At 43.3% G+C, this 26,930-nt stretch carries 15 protein-coding genes; 14 read left to right on the top strand and 1 reads right to left on the bottom strand.

Annotation, left to right across the window (positions count from 1 at the left end):
* Nucleotides 1-216: 216 nt before the first annotated feature.
* The 3 genes from J3L18_RS11515 (at nt 217) to J3L18_RS11505 (ending at nt 5,874) form a co-directional block, all read left to right on the top strand.
* Nucleotides 217-2,196, top strand: coding sequence for a glycoside hydrolase family 127 protein (locus tag J3L18_RS11515; RefSeq protein ID WP_129567742.1), 1,980 nt, complete (start codon nt 217-219; stop codon nt 2,194-2,196).
* A 443-nt stretch (nt 2,197-2,639) separates the two neighbouring features.
* Nucleotides 2,640-4,643, top strand: coding sequence for an FAD-dependent oxidoreductase (locus J3L18_RS11510; RefSeq protein WP_129567741.1), 2,004 nt, complete (start codon nt 2,640-2,642; stop codon nt 4,641-4,643).
* 223 nt (nt 4,644-4,866) lie between these two features.
* Nucleotides 4,867-5,874: a GntR family transcriptional regulator gene (locus tag J3L18_RS11505; RefSeq protein WP_129567740.1), complete on the top strand. Its 1,008-nt coding sequence runs from the start codon at nt 4,867-4,869 to the stop codon at nt 5,872-5,874.
* On the opposite strand, the gene J3L18_RS11500 is transcribed toward J3L18_RS11505, so the two are convergent.
* Nucleotides 5,869-6,900, bottom strand: coding sequence for a GntR family transcriptional regulator (locus J3L18_RS11500; RefSeq protein ID WP_129567739.1), 1,032 nt, complete (start codon nt 6,898-6,900; stop codon nt 5,869-5,871). The two genes, J3L18_RS11505 and J3L18_RS11500, sit on opposite strands and share 6 nt — an antisense overlap.
* Before the next feature lie 253 nt (nt 6,901-7,153).
* On the opposite strand from J3L18_RS11500, the gene J3L18_RS11495 reads away from it, so the two are divergent.
* The 11 genes from J3L18_RS11495 to J3L18_RS11445 all read left to right on the top strand — a co-directional run bounded on the left by J3L18_RS11495 (nt 7,154) and on the right by J3L18_RS11445 (nt 26,915).
* Nucleotides 7,154-8,497, top strand: a complete 1,344-nt coding sequence (locus J3L18_RS11495; protein ID WP_129567738.1) for a rhamnogalacturonan acetylesterase — start codon at nt 7,154-7,156, stop codon at nt 8,495-8,497.
* Between the two features lie 46 nt (nt 8,498-8,543).
* On the top strand, nt 8,544-9,764 hold the full coding sequence (locus tag J3L18_RS11490; RefSeq protein ID WP_223266069.1) for an oligogalacturonate lyase family protein: 1,221 nt from the start codon (nt 8,544-8,546) through the stop codon (nt 9,762-9,764).
* 13 nt (nt 9,765-9,777) lie between these two features.
* Complete coding sequence (locus J3L18_RS11485) at nt 9,778-12,636, top strand: glycosyl hydrolase (RefSeq protein WP_129567736.1); 2,859 nt, start codon at nt 9,778-9,780, stop codon at nt 12,634-12,636.
* 170 nt (nt 12,637-12,806) lie between these two features.
* Nucleotides 12,807-16,022, top strand: coding sequence for a SusC/RagA family TonB-linked outer membrane protein (locus J3L18_RS11480; RefSeq protein ID WP_129567735.1), 3,216 nt, complete (start codon nt 12,807-12,809; stop codon nt 16,020-16,022).
* Between the two features lie 19 nt (nt 16,023-16,041).
* Nucleotides 16,042-17,565: a RagB/SusD family nutrient uptake outer membrane protein gene (locus J3L18_RS11475; RefSeq protein WP_129567734.1), complete on the top strand. Its 1,524-nt coding sequence runs from the start codon at nt 16,042-16,044 to the stop codon at nt 17,563-17,565.
* A gap of 187 nt (nt 17,566-17,752) precedes the next feature.
* Nucleotides 17,753-19,162: a glycoside hydrolase family 28 protein gene (locus J3L18_RS11470; RefSeq protein ID WP_129567733.1), complete on the top strand. Its 1,410-nt coding sequence runs from the start codon at nt 17,753-17,755 to the stop codon at nt 19,160-19,162.
* A complete protein-coding gene (locus J3L18_RS11465) occupies nt 19,140-22,076 on the top strand; it encodes an exo-beta-1,4-galactosidase (protein ID WP_129567732.1) in 2,937 nt (978 codons plus the stop codon). Before J3L18_RS11470 ends, J3L18_RS11465 begins: the two co-directional genes overlap by 23 nt.
* A gap of 1 nt (nt 22,077) precedes the next feature.
* The gene (locus tag J3L18_RS11460) at nt 22,078-22,845 is read left to right on the top strand and encodes a rhamnogalacturonan acetylesterase (protein ID WP_129567731.1); all 768 of its coding nucleotides are present in this window, start codon (nt 22,078-22,080) and stop codon (nt 22,843-22,845) included.
* Nucleotides 22,846-22,858: 13 nt separating this feature from the next.
* The gene (locus J3L18_RS11455; RefSeq protein WP_129567730.1) at nt 22,859-23,665 is read left to right on the top strand and encodes a rhamnogalacturonan acetylesterase; all 807 of its coding nucleotides are present in this window, start codon (nt 22,859-22,861) and stop codon (nt 23,663-23,665) included.
* Between the two features lie 26 nt (nt 23,666-23,691).
* Nucleotides 23,692-24,765: a glycoside hydrolase family protein gene (locus J3L18_RS11450; protein ID WP_223266068.1), complete on the top strand. Its 1,074-nt coding sequence runs from the start codon at nt 23,692-23,694 to the stop codon at nt 24,763-24,765.
* Between the two features lie 8 nt (nt 24,766-24,773).
* The gene (locus tag J3L18_RS11445) at nt 24,774-26,915 is read left to right on the top strand and encodes a hypothetical protein (RefSeq protein WP_129567729.1); all 2,142 of its coding nucleotides are present in this window, start codon (nt 24,774-24,776) and stop codon (nt 26,913-26,915) included.
* Nucleotides 26,916-26,930 lie beyond the last annotated feature (15 nt).

Here is a 26,930-nt window from a genome sequence, read left to right as displayed (position 1 = left end):
CGAAATGCCGGTAAGGATGATTTTATCTTAAATGAAAAATTTTTATGATCATACGGATGTTCAATTGACCGGGCTCTTTGAACCTGGAGATATTGATGCGTTTAAAGAAATCTACAACTGGTATTGGCTAAAGCTCGTAGGTTACTAATAAAAATAAATAAAGCGCGGGATGGTGGGTTGACTTGCACTGTTTTTTTGAACTAACATATCATCAGGATGAAAAAAAGATTACTTATTGCATTATCATTTTATTGCGGCATTGCTTATGCGCAAACCAAGGATTATCCCATTAAGCCGATATCATTTACCAATGTAAAGCTTAACGATAAGTTTTGGACCTCGCGTATTGAAACCAATCGTACGGTCACCATCCCGGCATCATTTGCCCGGTGCGAGAATACCGGCAGGGTTAAAAATTTTGAAATGGCCGCCGCCCGCAGCGGCAAGTTTTGTACTAAGTTTCCTTTTGATGATACGGATATTTATAAAACCATTGAAGGGGCATCTTACTCGATGGCCGTTCATCCTGATACAAAGCTGGATGCTTATGTCGATTCATTGATCACGATAATAGGAAAAGCGCAGGAGCCGGACGGATATCTTTATACTGCCCGTACTATTGACCCATTGCACCCGCACGCATGGTCGGGCCCGGAGCGTTGGGTAAAAGAGAACGAGCTGAGCCACGAGCTGTATAACTCCGGACACATGTTTGAGGCAGCGGCCGCACATTACCTGGCTACCAACAAGCGCAATTTTTTAGATATCGCCCTTAAGAATGCTGACCTGCTTGTTAAAACTTTTGGGCCGGGTAAAAGGCATGTAGCGCCCGGACATGAGATTGTGGAAATGGGCCTGGTACGCCTGTACCGCATCACCGGCAAAAAAGAATATCTCGATCTTGCTAAATTTTTTATTGACGAAAGAGGGCATCGCACCTATGATAAAACCAGTACCGACGAATGGAAGAACGGGATGTACTGGCAGGATAATGAACCTGTTATAGCCCAGGAAGATGCCGAGGGCCACGCCGTAAGGGCAATGTACTTGTACTCGGGCATGGCCGACGTTGCCGCTTTAACCGGCGATAAGGAATACATCGCCGCCATTGATAAGATCTGGAACAACATGGTTGGCAAAAAGATCTACGTGCAGGGGGGAATCGGCGCAGTACCGGGCGGTGAACGTTTCGGAGCCGATTACGAGTTGCCAAATACTACCGCTTATAATGAAACCTGTGCGGCAATAGGTGATGTGTTCTGGAACCAGAGGATGTTTCTGCTGCACGGCGAGTCGAAATATATTGATGTGATGGAAAAAGTTTTGTACAACGGGTTAATTTCGGGTGTTGGGCTGGATGGTAAGACATTCTTCTACACCAATGCCATGCAGGTAACCAATGGGGTTACACATCATGAACTTGAGCCCGAGCGTTCTGGCTGGTTTGAGTGCTCATGCTGCCCAACCAATATGGCGCGTTTTCTGCCGTCGTTATCAGGCTATATGTATGCTCAAAAGGATAATAATGTATTTGTGAACCTGTTTATTGCTGGTACAGCCAATATGGAGATAGGCAATAAAAAAGTGAGCATTGTTCAAAGCAATAATTACCCGTGGAATGGTGCCCTGTCGTTTGCCGTAATACCGGAGGTGCCAACTAATTTTGCTATACACATCCGGATCCCGGGTTGGGCAAGGGCAGAGGCGATCCCGTCTGATCTGTATGCTTTCCAAAATAAATCAGCCGCAAAAATCAGCCTGAAACTAAACGGCAAAGCGGTTGCTTATAAAGTTGAAAATGGCTACGCTGTAATTAACAGGCAATGGAAAAAAGGCGATAACATCGGATTAAACCTGCCAATGGAAGTTAAAAAGGTTATAGCCAATAAGGCATTGGTTGATGATAAAGGTAAAACAGCCCTGCAACGCGGCCCGATCATATACTGCGCCGAGTGGAAAGATAACGGCGGAACGGTGAGCAATTTAGCAATCCCTGCAAACGCAGCTTTTAAACCTGTAACCGAACCAAACCTGTTAAATGGCGTAACTGTTTTAAAAGGAGAGATCCTAAGTAAAACAAAAGGCGAAGCTGCTAAAAAGGTAGAGCTTACGGCCATTCCTTATTATTCATGGGCAAACCGTGGTAAAGGCGAAATGACCGTTTGGTTTCCCGAAGTAAATGCCGCTACCAAATAAATATTTAAAGCCTCAGTAACTCTCCAGCAAAAAAATAGGATGGTTTAGGGTAATTGCATTCAGCATTCCCGTACTTGTTTTATTATTTGCCAAAGCATTGCTGAGGCTTTTCCATTACAGGCATGATACCAGCCTGTTTAGCAAATACCCTTGATGACCCTGACTATTGGGTGATCAATAAATACGCGAAAAGTATTTATATACACTACCAGTTCAACTGAGTTAACCGGCGCAGGAATTGGCAACTCATCACAGCAAACTTCCGAAACCTATACGCCATCATTTAAGCTCCCCGGCGTAATCTGAAAACATTTATATATTTTTTTTAATTGTCAGATATTAGGCTTAAAATTAAATAATTAAAATTTACAAGTCTTAACTACCTATCCCTTAAGATTTGCTGGCATATCTTTTTCTAAAAATGTAATGTTTAATAAGCAATCATGAAAAATATTAAAGTGATCATCCTTGCAATCATAACTACCTGTTTTATGGCCGGGGTTTCGGTAAATGCGCAAAGCAGCAAATTAATTACGGCTGATATTTGTGTATATGGCGGAACCTCCGCAGGCGTAATTGCTGCGTATACGGCAAAAAAGATTGGGAAAACGGTGATTTTGATAGAGCCGGGAAAGCATTTGGGTGGTATGAGTTCGGGAGGTCTTGGCTATACGGATATTGGGAACAAATATGTGGTGACAGGTTTAGCACGGGATTTTTACCGCCGTATAGGTACGCATTATGGGAAATTTGAACAATGGATATTTGAGCCAAAGGTAGCGGAGGGCATTTTTAACGATTATGTAAAAAGAGCTGGCTTTCCTGTTTTATTCCGGAACAGGCTTATAAAAGTGAAAAAGGAAGAAAATCAGCTAAAGGAAATTATAGTAGAGGACAGCTATAAGCCCTCGACTGCTACCAATAAAACTATTCGAGCTAAGGTATTTATTGATTGTACTTATGAAGGGGACCTGATGGCCCGCTCGGGTGTTTCTTATACTGTAGGAAGAGAAGCTAACAGCCAGTATGATGAAACTATAAACGGAGTGGAGTTGCTGGATAAACACCAGTTTCCGGATAATATTGATCCCTATAAAGTGCCGGGCGACGCGAAAAGCGGTTTGTTGTGGGGTATAAGTAAGGAAGTATTACAAGCAAATGGTGCAGGAGATAAAAAAGTGCAGGCATACAATTTTCGTATCACGTTAACCAATGTGCCCGAAAATCGGATCCCAATTTCAAAACCCGAAAATTATGATCCCAAAAAGTATGAGTTACTGCTGCGTTTAAAGGAGAAACAACCCTGGAAATCATGCTCCGATGTTTTTTTTATAAGTAAAATGCCTAATGGCAAAACGGATATCAATAATAACGGAGGTTTCTCGACGGATATGATCGGGATGAACTGGGAATATCCGGAGGCTGATTATAATACGAGGACAAAAATTTGGAAGGAGCATGAAGATTATACCAAAGGCTTCTTTTATTTTATCGGCAATGACACCCGCATACCCGGAAATATCAGGGACGAAATGAAACAATGGGGCTACCCTAAAGATGAATATACGGATAACGGGAACTGGACACCGCAGCTTTATATCAGGGAAGCCCGCCGAATGATTGGTGAACTGGTTATGACCCAGCATCATTGCCAGGGAAAAGAACAGGTAGAAGATGGAGTAGGAATGGCCGCATATGGTATGGATTCGCATAATTGCGAAAGGCTGGTAGTGAATGGGCTGGTGAAAAATGAGGGGGATGTCCAGGTACATGGTTTTGCGCCATACGATGTTTCGTACAGGGCTATAGTCCCCAAGCAAAAGGAAGCCGCTAATTTATTTGTTCCGGTATGCTTATCTGCAAGTCATATAGCTTACGGATCAATCAGGATGGAGCCGGTATTCATGGTATTAGGCCAATCTTCGGCTGTGGCTGCTTGCCAGGCTATTGATAAAAAGATTGCGGTACAGCAGGTTAATGTAAAAGAAGTACAAAGCTTGCTCAGGACAGACCCTCTTGCAGACTGTAGTATGCCCGAAGTACTGGTTGATAATGAGGACAGTCACATAACAGGCGATTGGAAAACTGAAAAATCAGGCGGTTATGGGCCAACCTATCTCACTGATAACTCAAAAGCAGAAACTGCGAAATCGGTAACGTTTATTCCGGAAAAATTAAAAAAAGGTGCTTACCATGTTTATACCTATTTCCCCAAGGTTATGAATCCGGCAGCAAAAACTTACATTACTATTTACGATGGTGAGAAGGCCACAGAAAAGATAATCAACCAGTCTGATTTGCAGGTAGAAGGCCAAACTTCAGGTGAGTGGCTTCCACTGGGGCTATATAACTTTTCAGATGAAAAGAAGGCATATGTAGAAATTTCGAATAAAAACGCAGATGGCGTAATTGTGGCTGATGCAGTGCTTTTTGTGCCTGTTAGGTAGTTTTATCGTTTTTGTGCGACGCTTAAATTATTAAATGGCCATATTAAACATAGATTTATTTTATTAGAGGTGGAGCCTTAAAATAGCTGATAAACAATACCGATGCTGCCTATAACCCCAATATTTTAATTTAATAACATATTTTATAATTTCATTGCTTATAACGGCTTTGATAAATTTAAACTATGTTTAACGGCCGTTGTAAACCAATTAAACAAGCATAATGCAAATAAAGCAAAGAGCTAATTACGGGGTGAAATCCCTCGTACAGCAAATTGTCGGATCAATCAGTAAGAATATTGACAAAGGTGTTTACCGGAAAAATGAAAAGCTGCTATCAATAAATACATACAGCAAGCAACACGGTGTAGCAAGGGACACCATTGAAAAGGCTTACACGATACTTAAGAGCAATGGCTATATCCGTTCGGTTTCCGGAAAGGGTTATTTTGTAGTCGGTAAGCCCGATGTGCGGATCAAGGTACTTTTGTTGTTTAATAAGTTAAGCTCTTATAAGAAAACAGTTTATGATACCATCGTACGCACCCTGGGTGATAAAGCCAGAGTCGATCTTCATATTCATCATTATAATCCCGCTTTGCTCGAGGAAAGTATAGATTCAAATTTGGGCAATTATCATTATTATGTGGTAATGCCGCATTTTTTTGATTATAGTAACGAGCAGGAATATTTAACCATTTTAAAGAAGATCCCGGTTGATCAGTTGATATTGCTGGATAAAGATTTGCCCAAATTAGCTAGGCAGTCGGCTGTATTCCAGGATTTTCGTAACGATATCTACGGGGCATTAAATGTAGTCACCGATCTGATTGCCAAATACAAAAAATTAATTATCATATATCCCGTAGACCGCCACCATCCGCCCGAAATTAAAGATGGAATAATGCAGTTTTGTGAAGAGAAAAACAAAAAGTTTGAAGTAATAGATGCTTTTAAAACAGACGATCTCAAAAAAAGCACCCTTTATATTGCATTGACCGAAAATGACCTTGCCGATTTGATTAAAGGCGCCAGAGCAAGTGGATATGAATTAGGGAAAGATATAGGGATCATATCTTTTAATGAAACCGTGTTTAAAGAGTTATTGGATATTACCGTTATTACCAGTGATTTTGAAGAAATGGGCAGAAAAACAGCTGAGCTAATGTTGCAAAACAAAGCCGCGGTTATTAAAAACGCTTTTAAAATTATTATCCGAAAATCGCTATAACGATGCTCTTAGTGTAAAATAAAAAGGCACCTCGTAACGGCCTGTAGAACCATTTTTGATAATATCCGCGGTCATTTTTCCCATTTCCTCAAAATCTGTGGATATAGTGGTTAAGCCATTGAGGATGATTTTTTTTAACGGGGTTTCATTGTATGATATCACTCCAACATCTTTACCTATCTTTAATTCCGTAGCCAGGATCCTTTCAATCAAAACCACAAGGTCGTTTTCCATCAGGTTGATAAATACGTCTCCTTCATGTATGGGTTCGCCTTGTATGTCATGAACTACTTTGTAGGTAAATGCATATTGGATACAGAAACTGAAAAAGCCTTTCAAAATCTCGCCTGGAAAATAAGTGTATTCAGGAAATATAATCTTTAGGGTGTGATACTTTCTTAATTGCGGCAGGGCTTCCTCCAGGGCCTGGAAAATGTCTTTTTCAAAATTCTCGTACACGGCAGCAAAATCGCCTTTTATCCCTGGCACTAATTTATCAAGTATGATCAGTTTCTCTTTGGGCAGGGTATTGATAATATCGTGAACGTTTTCGCCGCCGTGCATAAAGTGCGGCAGGATCACATAATGAGTATAATCGTTGCTATTATTTTGAAGTAGTTTTTTAAAAAATTCGAAGTCGTTATTGTATATATAAAAGTCGATAGCGGCTTCATGCCCAAGACCATCAACTATGGCATCATAAACCAGCTTTTTATGGGTGCTTAGTTTATTAAATATTAAAAAAACTTTAAATTGCTGCCCCGCCTCGGTGTTTTTGATGTAATACCCCTTGCCAGGTACCGAGCCAAGCAGGCCGATTGATTTCAGGTGTTTATAAGCCTTTTCGGCGGTGTCACGTGATATTTCAAAGTTGCAGTTTAACTCATTAATGGATGGCAGCGTTTCGTTAATGATTAATTTCCCTTCACGAACACTTTTGATGATCGAGTTAGCTAACTGGATGTATTTAGGGGTAGATGAATAATAATCAATATAAATGTATTCTAAAAATCGTGAAGACTTCATAACTATTGAACTGGCTACTGGCAAAAACTTAAAGTTAATCAAATTAGGTTTGATAAGACTCCCACCTTTTGCGTGTGTAAGCCGGGGAAGCTTAATAAGCAGCCAAAATAAATAAAGTGATGAATTTGTTACAATAAGAGGGCCTTCAATCAGGATGGTGCAGGACGCTGTTGGTATGAACATGCCATAACTTTATCTATTATAAACCAGGGCTCGTGTTAGCCTGCAAATAACCAGATAAATACTATCCATAATGATCAAGCTGCCTTACAAGATCTTGTTTTGCGCTATTGGCGTCTCGCTTCGGCTTATTTTGCCTGCGCCACTTTTTGCACAGGCGGTTAAAACCAGCTTTAAGTTTGACTTTGGTAATGGAAAAGCTGCAGCGGGTTATCAAAAAGTAAGTCCTGATGATATCTTTAGCGAGCTTAAAGGCTATGGATTTGATTTTGGCCAGGAAGTAAAGGCAATAACGCGCGGCGAGGGGAATAAACTTACAGATGATTATATAACCGCTGATAAGCCTTTTTATCTCTCAGTAAATGTGCCTGAGGGTAATTATAAGGTTACCTTAACGGTTGGCGACGTCAAAGGTAGTGGTGATATTACGGTACGAGCTGAATCGCGGAGGTTGATGCTGGAAAAAGTAACGACCAATAATTCGGTTAAAAAGTTAAGCTTCATCGTAAACATCCGTAAGCCGGAAATAAGTACGGGCGGTAAAGTAGCGCTTAAGCCCCGCGAGTTGGGTAAATACGATTGGGACAATAAGCTTAGTCTTGAATTTAACGGTACAAGGCCCTGTGTTGATGCGCTGGAGATAGAAAAGGTAGATGACCAGGTAACCCTTTATCTGGCCGGAAATTCAACCGTAGTTGATCAGGATGATGAGCCATGGTGTTCCTGGGGCCAAATGATCACCCGGTTTTTCAAACCGGGTGTGGCCATTGCCGATCATGCCGAATCAGGACTTAGTTTGGGTAGTTTTTTAAATAGTCATCGTTTAGATAAAGTGCTGAGTGTAATTAAGCCGGGCGATTATCTGTTTATAGAGTTCGGCCATAACGATCAAAAAGAAAAAGGGCCGGAGGATGGCGCCTATAAATCATATACAGAACGTTTTAAGCTGTTTATCAATAAAGCTCGCCAGAAAAAAGCCATTCCGGTAATCATAACCTCTACCAGTCGCCGGGCTTTTAATGACAGCAATAAAGTGGTAAATACCCTTGGCGATTATCCCGATGCAGCCAGAAAAGTTGCTACAGAACTGCATGTGCCTTTGATTGATCTTAATGCGATGTCTGCTAAATTTTATGAGGCATTAGGTAACGAAGGATCAAAAAAAGCCTTTGTTTGGTATCCTGCAAACTCGTTCCCAAACCAGCCGAAAGATTTGGCTGATAACACGCATTTTAACAGTTATGGTGCTTATGAACTTGCAAAATGCATTATAGAAGACATCAGGAGCAATCATTTGGGTATTGAGCAGTATATTATTGATGCACCGCCTTTTGATCCTGCTCATCCTGATCCGGCAGAAACATTCAGCTTGCCGGCGAGTCCTAAAAACAGAACTATAAAACCTGATGGAAATTAATTGGCGGTATGAACGTCGGAGCATATAAATTTTAATAAAAATGATAATGAGTAAAAAACTGGCTGTATTAACGCTTGTTGTTTTACAAGCAGGCATGACCGCTGTAAAAGCCCAGGAGGTAATGGAAACAGGTGGCGCCAAACCTATGCCCGCACAGTGGATTGATAGTGAAACAAGTCATAAGGTAATCCGCCTGGTGAACCGCGAAAATGACAATGGCAGTTTTTACTTCAACAATACACCTTTTGTTCCTCAAATAAAGAATGAAGGCGACCTAATGGTATTTTATGGTAAAACGGACAAGGGAGAGCAGCTATTTACGGTTAATTTAAAAACTCAGAAAATAGAGCAGTTAACAAACAGGTCGAAAGTATCCGGCGAGATGGTTTGCGCCAAAACCCGTGAAGCGTTTTACCAAAGTGCCGACAGTATATTCGCCGTAAATGTTAACACCCATAAAACAAGGTTCATTTACGCCTTTTCTCCCGACTTTAAAGGAAGGGTAGGTACTGTAAATGCCGATGGAACCTATATGGCCTCTGTTAAAGCTACCGGTGAGCAGGAGCGTGAAATACTTGCAAAATATCCCGAAAAGCATGATTTCTTTAACAGGATCTATGATGCCCATATCCAACATACCTTATACGTGCTCGATGTTAAACATAAAACATTGAAACAAATACACCAGGAAAACGAATGGACAAATCACCTGCTTTTTTCGCCTACAGATCCTGATAACCTTTCCTATTGCCATGAAGGCCCCTGGGAGAAGGTGGACCGGATCTGGAACATCAATATAAAAACCGGCGAAAACAAGCTGTTGCATAAACGTACCATGGTAAATGAAATAGCAGGCCACGAGTTTTTTTCACCGCTGGGTAATACCGAGTGGTTTGATTTGCAGAAACCCAAGGGGCAAACATTTTTTCTGGCAGGCATTAATATGAAAACAGGAAAAGAAGACCGCGTTTATCAAATGGACAGGAACGAATGGTCGATCCACTTTAATGTAACTAAAGATGAGCAAACCTTTGCCGGCGACGGAGGTAATTCCGGGCAAGTAGCCAAAGCACCCGATGGCATGTGGATCTATTTGTTTAAGCCTAACGGCGATCATTTTAAATCAGAAAAACTAGTAAACATGAAACATCATAATTACCACCTGGAGCCTAATGTGCATTTTTCGCCCGATGAAAAATGGGTTATCTTCAGGGCCAATTTTGAAGGCCATGAGGGCGTTTACGCTGTAGAAATTGCCAAACACTAATACCCCAAACAGGATGTCATTGATCAAAAATAATTTTAAAATAGCTGTTGCATTCGCACTGGCAATAGGTTCGCAAACAGCGTCTGCACAAGTTGGCTGGCCTGCAACTACTGAACAAACCAAGCCCTGGGCCCGTTGGTGGTGGGAAGGGAGCGCGGTAAATAAAAAAGACCTGACCTGGAACATGGAGAGCTACCATAAAGCCGGGTTGGGTGGTTTGGAAATAACGCCGATTTATGGTGTAAAAGGGAACGAAAATGAGTTTATACAATACCTGTCGCCGCAATGGGTAGATATGTTAAAGTATACGCTAACAGAGGCAAAGCGGCTGAATATGGGCATTGATTTGGCTAATGCTACCGGCTGGCCTTTCGGCGGCCCCTGGGTTACTAACGAAGATGCCAGTAAAGAACTGTTCTGGAAAAATTACGACGTTAAAGGTGGCGAAAAATTAAGCGACGCCGTGGTATTTGTGCAGCAGCCCCTGGTGAGGGCGGACGGCCAGGCTCCGAAGATCACCGACCTTGTTGAACCCATTAGCAGCAATAAAAACCTCCAGTTAATGGCCCTTGACCAGGTAAGGTTTGAGAAACGGATCCCTTTAACGGTTTTAATGGGTTATGATGACAAGGGGCAGGTATTGAACCTTACCGATAAAGTTGATGCAGCCGGCAAACTTAACTGGACAGCACCCGCCGGCGAATGGAAGTTGTATGCACTTTTTCAGGGTTGGCATGGTAAGATGGTTGAGCGTGCGGCTCCCGGAGGTGAGGGTTATGTTATCGATCATTTTTCCAAACCGGCACTTGATCATTACCTTGCCCGGTTTGACCAGGCGTTCAAAGGCCAGGATTTAAGCGGGATCAGGGCATATTTTAATGACTCGTACGAAGTGGATGATGCCCGCGGGCAATCAAACTTTACCCCGCTGTTTTTTGACGAATTTATTAAACGCCGCGGTTACGATCTGCGCGATCACTTGCCGGCTTTATTAGGTAATGATAATAAGGAAAATAATAGCCGCATACTATGCGACTATCGCCAAACCATATCCGACCTGTTGCTTGATGATTTTACCAAACCATGGCATGACTGGGCCAAAACCAGGGGCGCTTTAATCCGCAATCAATCACACGGTTCCCCATCAAATATACTGGATCTGTATGCTGCTATTGATATTCCCGAAACAGAGGGCGATGATGTGTTGCGGTTTAAATTTGCCACATCGGCAGCACATGTAATGGGAAAACCTCTTGCATCGTCCGAGTCGGCAACATGGCTTAATGATCATTTTCTATCGTCGCTGGGAGATGTGAAACAGGCTATCGATAAATATTTTGTAGGAGGCGTAAACCATATTTTCTATCACGGCATCAGTTACTCGCCTCAAAATGCCCAATGGCCGGGATGGTTATTTTATGCTGCAGTTCACTTTAATCAAACTAACCCGTTCTGGAATGATTTCTCAACTTTAAATCAATACATAACTAATTGTCAGTCGTTTTTGCAGCAAGGAAAGCCCAATAATGATATATTGGTTTATTACCCGTTATTTGATAGCTTTTCCGAGCCGGGGGATAGGGGCTTGCTTAAGCATTATGATGCCATGAAACCCGATTTTAAGGGGACAGGCTTTGAATCCTCTGCCGAAGAAATGCTTAAAAAGGGCTACACGTTTGATTTTATATCAGATAAGCAAATAATGGATTTACAAACCTCCGGTAGTCATTTGCTTACCGGCGGTCTTAATTATAAGACTATCCTTTTGCCTGATAATAGATATATCCCGCTCGAAACCTTTAATAAAATGGTGGATTTGGCAAAGGCCGGGGCAACAATTGTGGTGTATAAAAATCTTCCATCGGGTGTTCCGGGATATTCCGGGTTGCAGGAACGCGAAAAAGCATTTAAAACACTGCTTGCCGGGCTTAATTTTACTGCTGAAAATAATGGTGTTAAAATTGCCAAAGTTGGCAAAGGCCGTTTTTTAATAGCAGATGATATTGCTCCGTTACTGGACGCGGCGGGAATAAACAGGGAACAAATGACCGATAAAGGGCTGCAATTTGTACGCCGTACTTATAAAAATGGGAACAGCTACTTTATAACAAATAATGGCGGCAACCAGGTTAATGGTTGGGTAGACCTGTCCGTTAGCGCTGCATCAGTAGTAGTATTTGATCCCATGACAAAAAATTATGGATTGGCTAAAACCCGGAAGCAGGCCGATGGCAAAACCGGCGTTTATCTGCAATTATCACCGGGGCAAAGCTCTATTTTACAAACCCTGCCTGTAAAAACTCAAATAGCAGCGTATCCTTATTATCAGGTTGCAGGTAAATCAGAGCCTATCAATGGTACGTGGACACTGAGCTTTACCGAAGGTGGTCCGACATTACCTCAGCCAATAAAAACCGCAGCGCTCAAATCATGGACTGATTTAGGCGGTGATGATCTCAAGGCTTTTTCCGGAACGGGCAGTTATGCTATCTCCTTTAAAAAGCCGGTGCAAAATGCTGCTGTTTGGAAGCTTGATTTGGGGAAAGTTAATGAAAGTGCAGAGGTTTATTTAAACGGAAAAAAGCTGGCCACGCTCATCGGTCCGCAGTATGTGATCACCATACCTTCAGCACAGTTAAGGACGGTTAACCAGTTGCAAGTGAGGGTAGCTAACCTCATGCTTAACCGGATCATTGATATGGATAGGAAGCATATCCCTTACCGTATATTTTATAATACCAATTTTCAATCCCATAGCCCCGGCTCTAAAGGACCGGACGGGCTTTTTACGGCTATAAACTGGGAACCGAAGCCTTCCGGTTTGATTGGTCCGGTAACACTTGAGCCGGTTAAGCCGTTGTTTGTTAAGTAATTATTTAAGGGTGTATTTCAAAAAGGTGGTCATGTTGGTCGCCTTTTTTTGTGTTTTTAATGTATCGGAGCAGGATACTACAGGATGGTATTATTGAAATTAACTTTTATGTTCGTTTATACAATTATAACCCAAACTGTACCAAACAGTAAACCCCTTAATTTGATTTTATGAAAAGAATTTTTATTCATTCTTGTAAAATGCTATTGCTATTACTGCTCTTTTGTGTGGCAGGAGCAAACAGTGCATTGGCACAAAGGCTTAGCATTACGGGTACTATTACAGATAGTAAGCACCAACCGGTTTCGGCTGCTTCCGTGCAAATAAAAGGCACGAAATCGGGTACTACGTCCGATATAGACGGAAAATACGCCATTAAGGCCTCAACAGGAGAGGTATTAATATTTAAATCAATCGGTTTTGATGCTAAAGAAGTTACCGTAGGTTCAAACAACACCATCAACGTTACCTTAACTGAAACCGAATCGCAATTAAACGAAGTGGTGGTAATCGGCTACGGAGCTCAAAAACGGGCAAACGTTACCGGATCTCAGGCCACCTTCAAGGCCGATAACCTGAACGAGCGGGCTATAACCCGTGTTGACCAGGCCTTGGTAGGCCAAATGGCAGGTGTAACTGTCAAGCAAACAACAGGTGTGCCGGGTAAAGCATTTAGTGTTAATGTGCGTGGCAGTGGCTCTATCAGTGCCGGTAATGAGCCTTTGTATGTAATAGATGGCTTTCCTTTGTCTGTATCGGCGATAGGCAGCGGTGGTAGCTTTAGCTCAGGAAACCCGCTTGATAATATCAATCCGAACGATATTGAAGATATCCAGGTTTTAAAGGATGCAGCAGCGGCGGCTATCTACGGCTCAAGGGCGTCAAACGGCGTTGTATTGATCACCACTAAAAAAGGAAAATCGGGGAAGGCTAAAATTAACTATAGTGCTTACTACGGTTACAATGCTGCCGCCAAATATTTACCTATGCTTAACGGCGACCAATGGATTGACAGGGCTACCGAAATGATCAATGCTGCCTATGTGCTCAAATATGGTGCAAAGGGAGCAACTGCCAGTGACGATAATGCAACACGCCAGGCGATGAATGGCGGTGCCTTTAGCTCAGCCTATATGCTCGATCCAAGATGGGCCATGCCGGGCCATCCCGGGCTGCAGTATATAGACTGGCAGAAAGCGATTGAGCAGAAAGGAGCTATGCAAAACCAGGCATTGAGCGCAAGCGGTGGCAATGAATTTGTAAATTATTTTATTTCGGGCAACTACGCCAACCAGGATGGTTTTGTGAAAGGCCTGGGTTATAAAGCCTACTCGGCCAGGGCCAATGTGGAAGCTCGTATTGCCAAAAATCTGAAATTAGGTTTAAACATAGCGCCTACCTATTCAATTTCGCAGGATCCGGGTGTTGAGGGAAAAGATAATATTTTTCACCAGGCTATAAGCTATAGCCCTATCCAGGAAGATACGGTAGGCTTATATCCTAATGCGTTTAAGAATGGGCAATACACCTGGGGTAATTCACCAAACAGCCCCATAGCTAAATTGGAGAACAAGGTAGGGCAAACCAAAAAATACCGCACACTGGGCAGCATATTTGCCGAATACGAAATTATAAAAGGGTTGACGTTAAGAAGCTCATTGAATCTTGATAATGTTGACAATGCCACTAATAGCTACACACCGTATACCATAGCCGGTAATCTTGCTTCCAGAACGTTTGATGCTGCTAAAAATCCTAATTTAACAGCTAATACTTCAGGATCATACAGCACCTTTAAAAGGCAAACCTTTGTTAATGAAAACACGCTGACTTATAATACCACTATTCACGCAAATCACAGTCTGAGTATATTGTTAGGCCAGTCGTATAATACAGATCGTTTAGATCAGTCTTCATTATCATCAGTTGGCGGTTATACCAGCAGCGTTATCCAAACTTTAAATGCTGCCGCAGCGGTAACAGGCAGTACCTCCAGCACCAAAAGTGTGTTGGTATCCTACTTTAGCCGCGCGCAATATGCATATAAGAACAAGTATCTGTTATCTGCAAGCTTACGCGAAGATGGTTCATCAAGGTTTGGCGGCAATACCAAATACGGTATTTTCCCCTCAGCATCTGTAGGCTGGCGTATCATACAGGAAGATTTTATGAAAAAGCTGCCTGTAATGAGCGACTTGAAACTACGCTTTAGTTATGGCGTAAATGGTAATAACAGCATTGCCGATTATGGAAGTATTTCGCAAATAGGTTCATATGGTTATGTTTTGGGTTCACCTCAGGCTTTAGCCATCGGGCAGGCACCAAGTAACTTACCAAACCCAGATATCAAATGGGAAAAATCACAAACTTATGATGTGGGCCTCGACTTCGGGTTTTTCAGCAATCGTTTAACCGGTTCATTTGATTACTATAACAAACTAAATACCGACTTGTTGCTGAATGTACCTATCCTGCAATCTACCGGTTTCAGCAGCCAGCTGCGTAATGCAGGTTCAGTGCGTAACATTGGTCAGGAGCTGGAATTGACAAGTCGTAATTTGGTTGGCAAAGTTCAATGGAGCACATCAATTAATATCAGTCATTACAAAAATAAAATCGTAAGCCTTTACGGTAACCAGAAACAAATTATTATTCCAAACTCCTTTGATGTTTCAGACGCTATTTTGCGCGTAGGTCAGCCAATAAACAGTATCTATGTAGTAAGGCAAATCGGTTTCCTTACACAGGCCGATCTTGATAACCATGTGGCAACCTACGGTACCGGTGAAACAGTTGGTGATCCAAAGTACCAGGACCTGAACGGCGATGGTGTGATAACCGAAGCTGATAAACAAATTGTTGGCCACCCCAGCCCTAATTACACCTGGGGAATTACCAATACTGTACGCTGGAAAGGTTTCGACCTTACTGTTTTAGTGCAGGGCCAAAATGGAGGATCTGTTTATTCCCTACTGGGCAGGGCTATAACCCGTACCGGCCAGGGCTTTACTGATAATGCTCCTGCATTTTATGATAATCGATGGAGATCTCCTGAAAACCAGGGCGCCGGCCGCGTTAGCAAAGCCTATTCTACATTTGGTTTCGTAGCCAATACCGATTGGTTGTATTCTTCAGATTATGCGAGGGTTAGAAATATCACGTTAGGGTACGATCTTAAAAATATCTTTAAAACCAAAGTTTTAGGAGCAGCACGCTTGTATGTTACGGCCGAAAACTTCTTCGGGCATGACAAATATTATGGAGGTTTCAACCCGGAGGCGCAAAACACAGCCATCAGTTCGGACAGTAACTATCCCGAAGCAGGTGATTACGGAGGCTTGCCGCTGGCTAAATCATTGATCTTTGGGTTAAATGTTACTTTTTAATTATTTCAACATTATCAAAATGAAAAAGATATTTTTTCTATCAACCATAACAGCTGCATTTTTAATGGCCTCCTGTAATAAGGATTTAAACCAGGTGCCTATATCAGCTTCAACAACAGCAACTTTTTACAAATCGCCAAGCGATTTTTTACAGGCTACCAATGCCATTTATGCCGATCTGCACAATTACCCGGTGCGGTTAGCTAATATGTCTGAAATTCGTTCGGATAATATTTATGGTGTTTCTGTCACCGTGCGTGACTGGGACCCTGTGAATGATTTTTCGCCATCATTAGCAGCAAACGCTTACGTTACCGAAGCCTGGGGCACCGACTTTAACGGTATTTTCAGGGCTAATACCCTGCTTGACCAGGTTGCCAAAAATGGCAGCTACATAGGTTCGGCTTCATTAGCAACCAGGTTACAGGCCGAGGCTAAGTTTCTGCGGGCATTTTATTACTTCGATCTGCTTAGGTATTTCGGCAAGCTTCCAATCATTGACCACCCGGTTACTGCGCCTGAAGCTAATTCTATCGGCCGCAGTTCTGTAGCTGATGTTTACAAACTGATTATAGCCGATCTGCAATCGGCCATAGCTAACTTACCTACCACGTATACCGGGGTAGACGTAGGTCGCGCTACCAAATATGCAGCGGAAGCCTTGCTGGCACAGGTGTATATGGCTAAATCCGCGCCAAATTATGGTATTGAAGGGCCGGGAACCGGATCAAACGAATGGAATTTAGCTTTGCCTTTGTTGCAGGATATTATCAGTAGTGGTAAGTTCGCTTTTGAGCCTACTTACAGCAATATATTTTCATATGCTAATCAAAGCCCTGCCGTTAATAAAGAGGCCGTTTTTGATGTGATGTATACCAGCGGTATCAGCGGTACAAGTGATCTTTACGGAGCCTCATACCCATGGACGCTTGCACCAAGCGCTTATTTTTTATCTATCAAGGATACCAAATCGAACGGAAGCCTGGAGATTATCCCGGTATCAAATGATCTGGCCAACAGCTATGACGCTGCCGATACACGCAAGGCTTTTAGTATCTACACCGCAGGCTATACAAATGCTGGAAGTACAGAAAACCGCCCGTTCTTTAAAAAATGGCTTGATATAACAAAGATTCCAACTGCCAGTAGGTTTGACTGGGGCATTAACTTTATCGCTATCAGGTACACTGATGTTTTGATGCTTAAGGCCGAGTGTATATTGAACGGTGCAACCGGAGGCTCGCAGGCTGATGTGGATGCTATTGTTAACCAGGTGCGCACGCGTGCCGGGCTGCCATCCGTGGCAGGTGTAACGCTTGCTCAACTGTTTGACGAACGCCGCAGGGAATTTGCCGATGAAGGTTCGCGCTGGTTTGATCTGCAAAGAAGTGGCAACCTGTTAACTATTATGAACAGCTGGATTGCCAAGGAAGATGCCCAGAAAGCTATCAAACCGGTTATTGCTAATTATGTTATTTACCCTGTACCGCAAACACAATTGGATGCGGCTCCTGGGTTATACTCACAAAATCCCGGATATTGATTTCGGGGAAATGATGAACAAACTATTTTGATCGTCATAAAAATGGTTTATCCTTCGTGTTGTCGGAGGGTAAACCATTTTAGAGAATAACCCAATGTAGTCATTGGTCGAAAGTCTTAAGTTCTAAGTCAAAAAAATGAGCTTAACTTTTCACTTAAGACTTAGTACTATTAACTTAACGCTGCCTATGAAATTATTACGTTATTCTTTTTTTCTGATAATTATTGCCGCAAATGCAGTTAACGGGCAAACTAAACTGGACTGGGCAAAAAAAGTTGGGGCCCGACACTCTCCGGAAAAAACAACAGTTTGGTATGTTAATGATAACGGTGCAGCTAACAATGGCAGCATCTTAAACACTGCCGCCATACAAAAAACTATTGATCAGTGTTCGGCCAAAGGTGGCGGTATAGTCACATTTAAGCCGGGTAAATATTTAACCGGCTCTATCTTTCTGAAGAATAATGTTTGTCTGAATATTGATGAGGGAGTAGAGTTGTTGGGTAGCCAGGATCTAAAAGATTATCCCGAAATTGATACCCGCGTTGCCGGTATCGAAATGAAATGGCCGGCTGTTTTAATCAACATAGCAGGGCAGACTAATGTGGCAATTACCGGGAAAGGATTGGTAAATGCACAGGGTAAGCCATTTTGGGATCTCTACCGGAAAATGCGGGCTGAATATGATCCTAAAGGTTTACGCTGGATAGTTGATTATGACGCCAAACGTCCGCGTACGCTGCTGGTTTCCAACTCTCAGGATGTTACCATTAAAAATATTACGCTGCAACAAGCTGGGTTCTGGACGGTACAGTTGCTTTATTCTGATCATGTTACTGTTGATGGCATTACCATTCGTAATAATGTCGACGGGCATGGACCTTCAACAGATGGTATAGATATAGATTCATCCAGCTGGATCCTTGTGCAAAACTGCGATATTGATTGTAACGACGATGATTTTTGCCTCAAAGCCGGTCGCGATTGGGATGGCTTGCGGGTAAATAAACCAACCGAATATGTGGTGATCCGCAAATGTGTATCAAGGGCGGGTGCAGGATTGCTTACCTGTGGCAGCGAAACCTCTGGAGGGATCAGGCATGTGCTTGCTACAGATTTGAAAGGTAACGGAACCAGTAACGGCTTAAATATTAAGTCGGCCATTACAAGGGGTGGCACAGTTGAGGACATCCACTTTACCAACATAACGATGAATGGTGTGGGCACGGCTTTTCAAATTACCATGAACTGGAATCCAACCTATAGTTATTCTAAACTGCCCGATGGTTATAATGGGGCAACGCTGCCCGATCATTGGAAAAAGATCCTGCATAAAGTGGAGCCTGCCGAAAAAGGGATTCCACACTTTAAGGATGTTTTTATTTCAAATATTAAAGTAACAGGTGCAAAAAAGGCCATTAATGCCATAGGTCTTAAAGAATCTGCCATGCAAAATTTTCATTTTGATGGGGTTAACATTGAGTCAGGCACAGCGGGCGATGTTCAGTTTGCAAAAGGATGGGAGTGGAAAAACTCACAGATCACTACTCAGGATAATACAAAACTTAATTTAAATGATACCGGGGTTGGTCAATAATAAATACAAGTTTTTTAAAAGAACCCTTATTTGTCTGGGTGCAGGTTTGGGGTTACTTTTTTGTGCCTGGTCAGTCCCTTCGGCACAAAAGGATGATAATGTTATTTCGCTGGCGGGCCTGTGGCAGTTTCAAATGGATCCGACTGACAAGGGGATTGAAGAGAAATGGTTTTTAAAATCACTGGCGGATATTATTCACTTGCCGGGTTCTATGACCCAAAACCTAAAAGGAGATGACATTACCCTTAAAACTAAATGGACGGGAAGTATTTACGACAGCTCATGGTTTTACAACCCGCGTTTGGCTAAGTATAGGGTTCCCGGTAATCTCAAAATCCCATTCTGGCTTACACCGCCGAAATATTACGCTGGGCCGGCATGGTATAAAAAAGAGGTAATTATCCCTGCAGATTGGAAAAATAAACACCTTGTGCTTTTCCTGGAAAGGGCCCATACCGAAACTCGGTTATGGATTGATGGTACCGAAATTGGTATGCAAAACAGCCTTGTTGCGCCGCATCAGTATGATCTTGGAGATCACTTATCGCCCGGAAAACATGAAATTACATTGTGTATTGATAACGGCATTAAAGCTATCAACGTCGGTCCTGATTCTCATAGCATTACAGATCATACGCAAGGAAACTGGAATGGGGTGATCGGCAAAATGGAGCTGAGGGCCGGAAGCCAGACCTGGCTGGATGACATCCAGATTTATCCAGACCTGAAACAAAAAACAGCCCACATCAAAATACGGGTAAAAACAGAACGCGGAGCTGTTAACGGTAAAATCACACTTTCGGCTAAAGCATTTAATAGCCAGGTTTTACAGCTAATACCAGTTGTAAGTAAGCCTGTTGATATCAAGGATAGTGTAGCAGAGTTAACGATTGATTTGCCAATGGGCGTAAAAATGCAGACATGGGATGAATTTAATCCGGTTTTATACCGACTTACAGCAACGCTGCATACTGCGGATGGATCAACAGATATTAGGCAGGTGGATTTTGGCATGCATGAGTTTAAGGCCGATGGCAAAACATTTACCATAAACGGCAAACCTGTTTTTCTGCGCGGTACGGTGAACAACTGTGAGTTCCCGCTTACAGGTTACCCGCCAACTACCGAAGCAGAATGGGACAGGATCTTTAAAATTTGCAGGGAACACGGGCTTAATCATATGCGTTTCCACTCCTGGTGCCCGCCCGAGGCTGCTTTTGCGGCAGCCGATAAAGCAGGGTTCTATTTACATGTGGAAGGGCCATCATGGGCAAACCATGGTAGTGGCTTGGGTTTAGGGCGGCCTATCGACCAATATATTTATGACGAAACAAACCGTATGGTTAAGTGGTATGGTAATCATCCTTCGTTTTGTATGATGGCTTATGGCAATGAACCCAGCGGTAAGCAAGTAGAATACCTTACCAAATTTGTTGATTACTGGAAAGCCAAAGACCCGCGCAGGCTTTATACCGGTGCAGCGGTAGGCGGCAGCTGGCCGGTAATCCCCAATAATGAATATATGGCGCGTGCGGGTGCACGTGGACTGGCCTGGAACCAGCGGCCCGAAAGTTATTCGGATTACAGCAAACAGATAGCCCAGTTTAATGTGCCGTTTGTAGCTCATGAAATGGGGCAGTATTGTGCCTTTCCTGATTTTAAGGAAATCAAGAAGTATACCGGCATCTATAAAGCTAAAAACTTTGAACTTTTTCAGGAAGATCTCAAAGATCATGGCATGGCCGATGAGGCCGAAAAGTTCCTGACGGCTTCGGGTAAATTACAGGCTTTATGCTACAAACATGAAATTGAAAAAGCCATGCGTACACCCGGATATTCAGGCTTTCAGTTGCTTTCGTTAAATGACTATCCGGGGCAGGGTACTGCCCTGGTTGGTGTTCTCAATGCCTTTTGGGATAGTAAGGGCTATATAACAGCAAAGCAGTTTGCACGGTTTTGCAATGCAACAGTGCCGCTAATCCGTACCGAAAAGTTTGTGTATCAAAACAACGAAACGCTAAAGGCGCAGGTTGAGCTGTTTAACTATAGCAAGCCCATGACAACCACGCTTAACTGGAAATTAACTGATGCACAGCATAAGGTAATTAGTGCGGGTGTGCTTGATCAAAAGAGCTATGTAATGGGTAACTGCCAGCAGGCAGGGGTGATCAATGTGGCTTTATCAAAAATAAAATCGCCGGTAAAACTGAACCTTGAAGTATCCGTGCCCAATACCCAATATGTAAACGATTGGGATTTTTGGGTGTATCCGGCAACATTGCCTGCTGTAAAAACCGATGTGTATTATACTACTTCGCTGGATGATAAGGCCAAAGAGGTGCTTAATAATGGTGGTAAGGTATTTCTGAATGCCTCGGGTAAGGTAATCAAGGGTAAGGAAATTATACAAACGTTCACGCCGGTTTTCTGGAATACCTCCTGGTTTAAAATGCGCCCGCCGCATACGCTGGGTTTTTTGTGCGATCCTAAACATCCTGCATTTAATGATTTTCCTACCTCATCATACAGCGAAATACAATGGTGGGATATCCTGTCGAACGCTCAGGTAATGCATCTGGAAGATTTTTCGGCAACATTTCGCCCGGTGATTCAGCCTATTGATACCTGGTTCATGAACCGCCGTTTAGCACTGCTCTTTGAAGCAAGGATGGGCAAGGGGAGCCTGATGGTAAGCAGCGCCGATCTTTCGCCAACAACCGGCGACGACAGGCCTGCTGCAAAGCAATTATATTACAGTATTTTAAAATACATGTCTTCACCGCAGTTTAAACCTGTTGATAGCATAGCGATGGAAACTGTTGATGATCTTTTCAAAACTGCTTCAAAAGAGGTGTTTGTGTCCTATACCAATGGTGCGCCGGATGAACTGAAGCCTAAAAACATCAAAAAATAACATGAAAGCATTGAAACTGGTTTTACCCTTATTAATAATAGCCTTTGCAGGGCCGGCTTTTATCAATCAGCAAAAGCCAACCATTTATTTGATTGGCGATTCAACCACGCATAATAACGATAAAGAAACCTGGGGATGGGGGAGCATTATCCCATACTATTTCGATCTGTCGAAGATCAATATTGAAAACCATGCCATGGCCGGTCGCAGTACGCGCACTTTTATCAAGGAAGGCCGGTGGCACAAGGTCGATTCGCTTTTAAAGCCTGGCGATTATGCGCTGATGGTATTCGGCCATAATGAGGGCAGTAAACCCGATACTACAAAGGCCGGTTATCGGGGTGTATTAAAGGGTACAGGTAATGAAACGGTAGAACTTACCTGGCCCAATGGCACTAAAGAAACAGTACATTCCTATGGCTGGTATTTTCACAAGTTTATCAGGGATACTAAAGCTAAAGGTGCAACGCCTATCGTACTATCCATGATCCCACGGAATGAGTTTCGTGATGGCAAAGTTATCCGTGCCGATAATGATTATGGCAAATGGGCGCAGGAAGTGGCACAGCAGGAAGGAGTCATTTTCATTGATATGAACCGCATCACAGCCGATAAATATGATCAATGGGGAGCTGATTCGGTTAAGAAATTCTTCCCCGGAGATCATACCCACACTAACAAAATGGGTGCTACCGTGAATGCAGAATCAGTAGTTGATGGCATCAGGGCCAATCCTGCAAATCCTCTCAATAAATACCTTAAAAACTAAATTTCAGGCTGCTATGAAAAATATGATCCGTACAAATGCCGGCTTAGGCTTACTGCTTGCCCTGGTTATGCTGTTATCTTCTTTTATGTTGATGAAGCCGGCTGATAAGCCAACCTTTTACCTGATAGGCGACTCAACCGTAAAAAATGGTAAAGGCAAAGGCGATGGTGGTTTATGGGGATGGGGGAATTACATAGCTCCTTATTTTGATACAACAAAAGTAGCGGTCGAAAATGATGCGCTTGGTGGCACCAGCAGTCGCACCTTCCAAACCATGGGTTTGTGGGATAAGGTATTGATTAAAGTTAAACCCGGCGATTTTGTGATCATGCAGTTTGGCCACAATGATAGCGGCGCGCTTGACGATACAGCCCGGGCCCGCGGAACTATCAAAGGCATCGGTGACGAGCAGCGGGAAATATACAACCCGATACGGAAAGTAAAAGAGATGGTACATACCTACGGTTGGTATATGCGCAAATTTATTGCTGATATTAAGGCGAAGGGCGCAACACCTATTATCTGCTCCCCGATACCTCGTAATGTTTGGAAAGATGGTAAATCTGCGGGACGTAACAATGAAAACAGCTACGGGCAATGGGCGCGTGAGTTGGGCGAACAAACCGGGGCTTTTTTCATCGACCTAAATAAACTGATTGCCGATGATTACGATGCGGAGGGCGAAACAAAAGTTAAATCAACTTACTTCGGTACTGATGCCACACATACGCTTGAGCCGGGTGCGCAGCTAAATGCCAGCATGGTTATTCAGGGCATTCGCTCATTTAATCAGTTGGCGCTCAATAAATATCTAAAGTAACAGGTTCTGTAAATGATTGTGTCCGGATGATGAAAAGAAGAGATTTTATTGAACAGTTAAGCATGGTTTCGGCAATGGCGTTATTGCCGGGTTTGGCCTTTGGTAATTCAGATGATCATGTTTCGGCATTTGCCAAAAAGCTGAAGCCAGTTGGTCGTGCGCTGGAAATGGAGGGTTATTACGTTTGGTGCAACAGTCCTATTGAGGGGCCCGACGGCAGGATCCATGTGTTTTTTTCGAGGTGGGTTGCTTCAAAGAAAATGGGCGGATGGATCAACGGATCAGAAATATGCCATGCTGTGGCAGATACACCGGAAAGTGAGTTTAAATTTTTAGAAACAATCCTTGCTCCGCGCGGTCCAGGTTATTGGGATGCTACTACCTGTCATAATCCGTCGATAAAAGTAGTTGATGGTAAATATTACCTGTTTTTTATGGGCAATTCCAACGGTAAAACAAATACAAAGCGGATAGGCCTGGCTACAGCCGATTCACTTGATGGTCCCTGGACACGCCCTGATGAGCCGTTGCTTTTGCCCGGCCCTGAAGGGGCATGGGATGATCATTGTACCACCAACCCGGCGTTTGTTAAACATCCCAACGGGCAATATTGGCTGTTTTATAAATCATGGAACACTAAGGAATATGAAACATCAACCGACCGGCTGGTAAAGGGTAACCGCAAATACGGTTTAGCTATTGCCGACAAACTGGAAGGCCCTTATATCAAGTACGACGGCAATCCGGTCATCGATTTTTCGGGACGTGGTAACAATGCCCAACTGGAAGATGCTTTTGTTTGGCTCGATAGAGGTCGCTTTAAAATGTTGGCCAGGGATATGGGCGTATTTAATCACCAGTATGGTTTGTACATGGAATCAAAAACCGGTAAAAAATGGAGCGAGCCGGAGATAGGTTATTTTAACGCCGAATATTATCATATCAATCAACCGCCGCCACCGAAATACCTTAACAAGTACGGCCGGTTTGAGAGGCCCCAGCTCTTATTTCAAAATGGCAAACCCACCTACATGTTTACTACCTCGCAGGGCGGTAAATACATGACAGCATCGCCATTCATATTTAAAATAGATTCATAACGCCTGATATGAAAAAACTACTGCTTGTATATTTTGCATTTTTTACGGTTGTTTGGCCGGTTTTACTGAAGGCACAAGATAAAATAAACCGTAAGGCTTTGGTGCAAAGGCACAACGTCATAAATAATGACACCGACACACTATCTTCCCTATCTGTTGGCAACGGCCGTTTTGCTTTTACGGTTGATGCTACAGGTTTGCAAACTTTTCCTGAGCATTACGATAAGGGCATCCCCTTAGGCACGCAGTCGGAGTGGGGATGGCACAGCTTTAAGGATACCGCAGGTTACAAGTTTGATGAAACATTAAAAAACTACGCGCTCAATGGCCGTAACGTAAGTTATTCGGTACAATGGAACCAGGCCGGCCGTAACAGGAATGCTGCCAACTGGTTCAGGGAAAATGTACATCGCCTGCAATTGGGTAACCTTGGTTTTTTGTTATTGCATAAAGACGGAAGCGAGGCACAGATAACCGATATTCAAAATATCCGGCAGGAACTCGATTTATGGACAGGCGCTATCAGCAGCTCTTTTACTTTTGATGGTGAGCTGGTAACAGTCCAAACTTACGCGCATCAGGGGCAGGATCTGATAGCGGTAAAAGTTCAGTCGCCATTGTTAGCGCAGGGCAGGCTTAAGGTAAGGCTACGTTTCCCTTTCCCCACCAACCAATTTGCAGACTATGGTGACAACTGGAAAAATCCGCAAAAACACTATTCGGCAATTGTTAGTTCAGGGGGGCGTCAGTCGATGATCATTCATCGTTTAGATACTAACCAGTATTTTGTCCGCCTTGCATGGGATGGTGTAGCTTCCGTTAATAATACAACTGCTCATCAGTTTGTGTTATCGCCCCAGGGTAAAACCGGTGAATTGACGTTTACCTGTTCGTTTAATCCGCAGAAATCCACAGCGGTTTTACCTGGGTTTGCCCAAACGCAAGCCAACAGTATACAACAATGGAAAGCCTTTTGGCAAAGCGGCGGAGCGGTTGATTTCAGTGGCAGTACCGATCCCCGCGCAAAGGAACTGGAACGCAGGGTGGTGCTGTCCCAATACCTTACCAAAATACAATGCTCAGGCCATCAGCCTCCGCAGGAAACTGGTTTAACATATAACAGCTGGTATGGCAAACCCCACCTCGAAATGCACTGGTGGCACGGTATTCATTTTGCGCTTTGGGGCAGGGAGCAACTGCTTGAAAACAGTTTGGGCTGGTATCATCATGTAAAAGCCAATGCCCGGGCTATTGCCAAAAGACAAGGATATGATGGGATCCGCTGGCAAAAAATGACCGACCCGGACGGTAACGAAAGCCCATCATCGGTAGGGGCATTCCTCATTTGGCAGCAGCCTCACTTTATTTATTTTGCCGAACTGGATTACCGCGCCCACTCGAATAAGGAAACCCTCAATAAATATAAAGACCTTGTACTGGCGGATGCAGATTTTATGGCTTCGTTCCCCACTTATGACAAGGAACATGACCGGTATAATTTGGGCAAGGGCATTATCCTGGCGCAGGAACGTTATAAGCCCGAAGAAACATATAATCCAACATACGAGCTGCAATACTGGCGCTGGGCTTTGAATACGGCCCAGTTATGGCGCAAACGCCTGGGCATGCCGCCAGATAGAAGGTATGCACAAATCCTCGATAAACTGGCCCTGTTACCTCAAAAGGATGGCGTTTACCTTGCTGCCGAAAGCTCGCCCGATGCCTATACAAACCCTAAATTAAAAACAGATCACCCGGCGGTATTAGCTGCCTACGGTATGCTGCCCTATAATGATAAACTGGATACCACGGTAATGAAGAAAACCTTTAACCTGGTTTGGGATGTATGGGATTGGAAGGATACCTGGGGCTGGGATTTCCCGATGACGGCCATGACCGCCGCCCGGTTAAACATGCCCGAAAAAGCTATCGACGCTTTATTTATGCCAATAAAAACTAATACCTACTTAACCAACGGCCACAACTACCAGGACGGACGGCTGCGCATGTACCTGCCGGGTAATGGCGGCTTACTGGCCGCCGTAGCCATGATGTGTGCGGGCTGGGACGGCTCAACCACTGTAAATCCCGGTTTTCCAAAAGATGGGAAGTGGAAGGTAAAGTGGGAAGGGCTTAAGAAAATGCCTTGATGTTTAACGTGTTTT

Source organism: Mucilaginibacter gossypii (assembly GCF_017569325.2).
Lineage (GTDB): Bacteria > Bacteroidota > Bacteroidia > Sphingobacteriales > Sphingobacteriaceae > Mucilaginibacter > Mucilaginibacter gossypii.
This window is presented reverse-complemented; position numbering and strand designations above follow the sequence as displayed.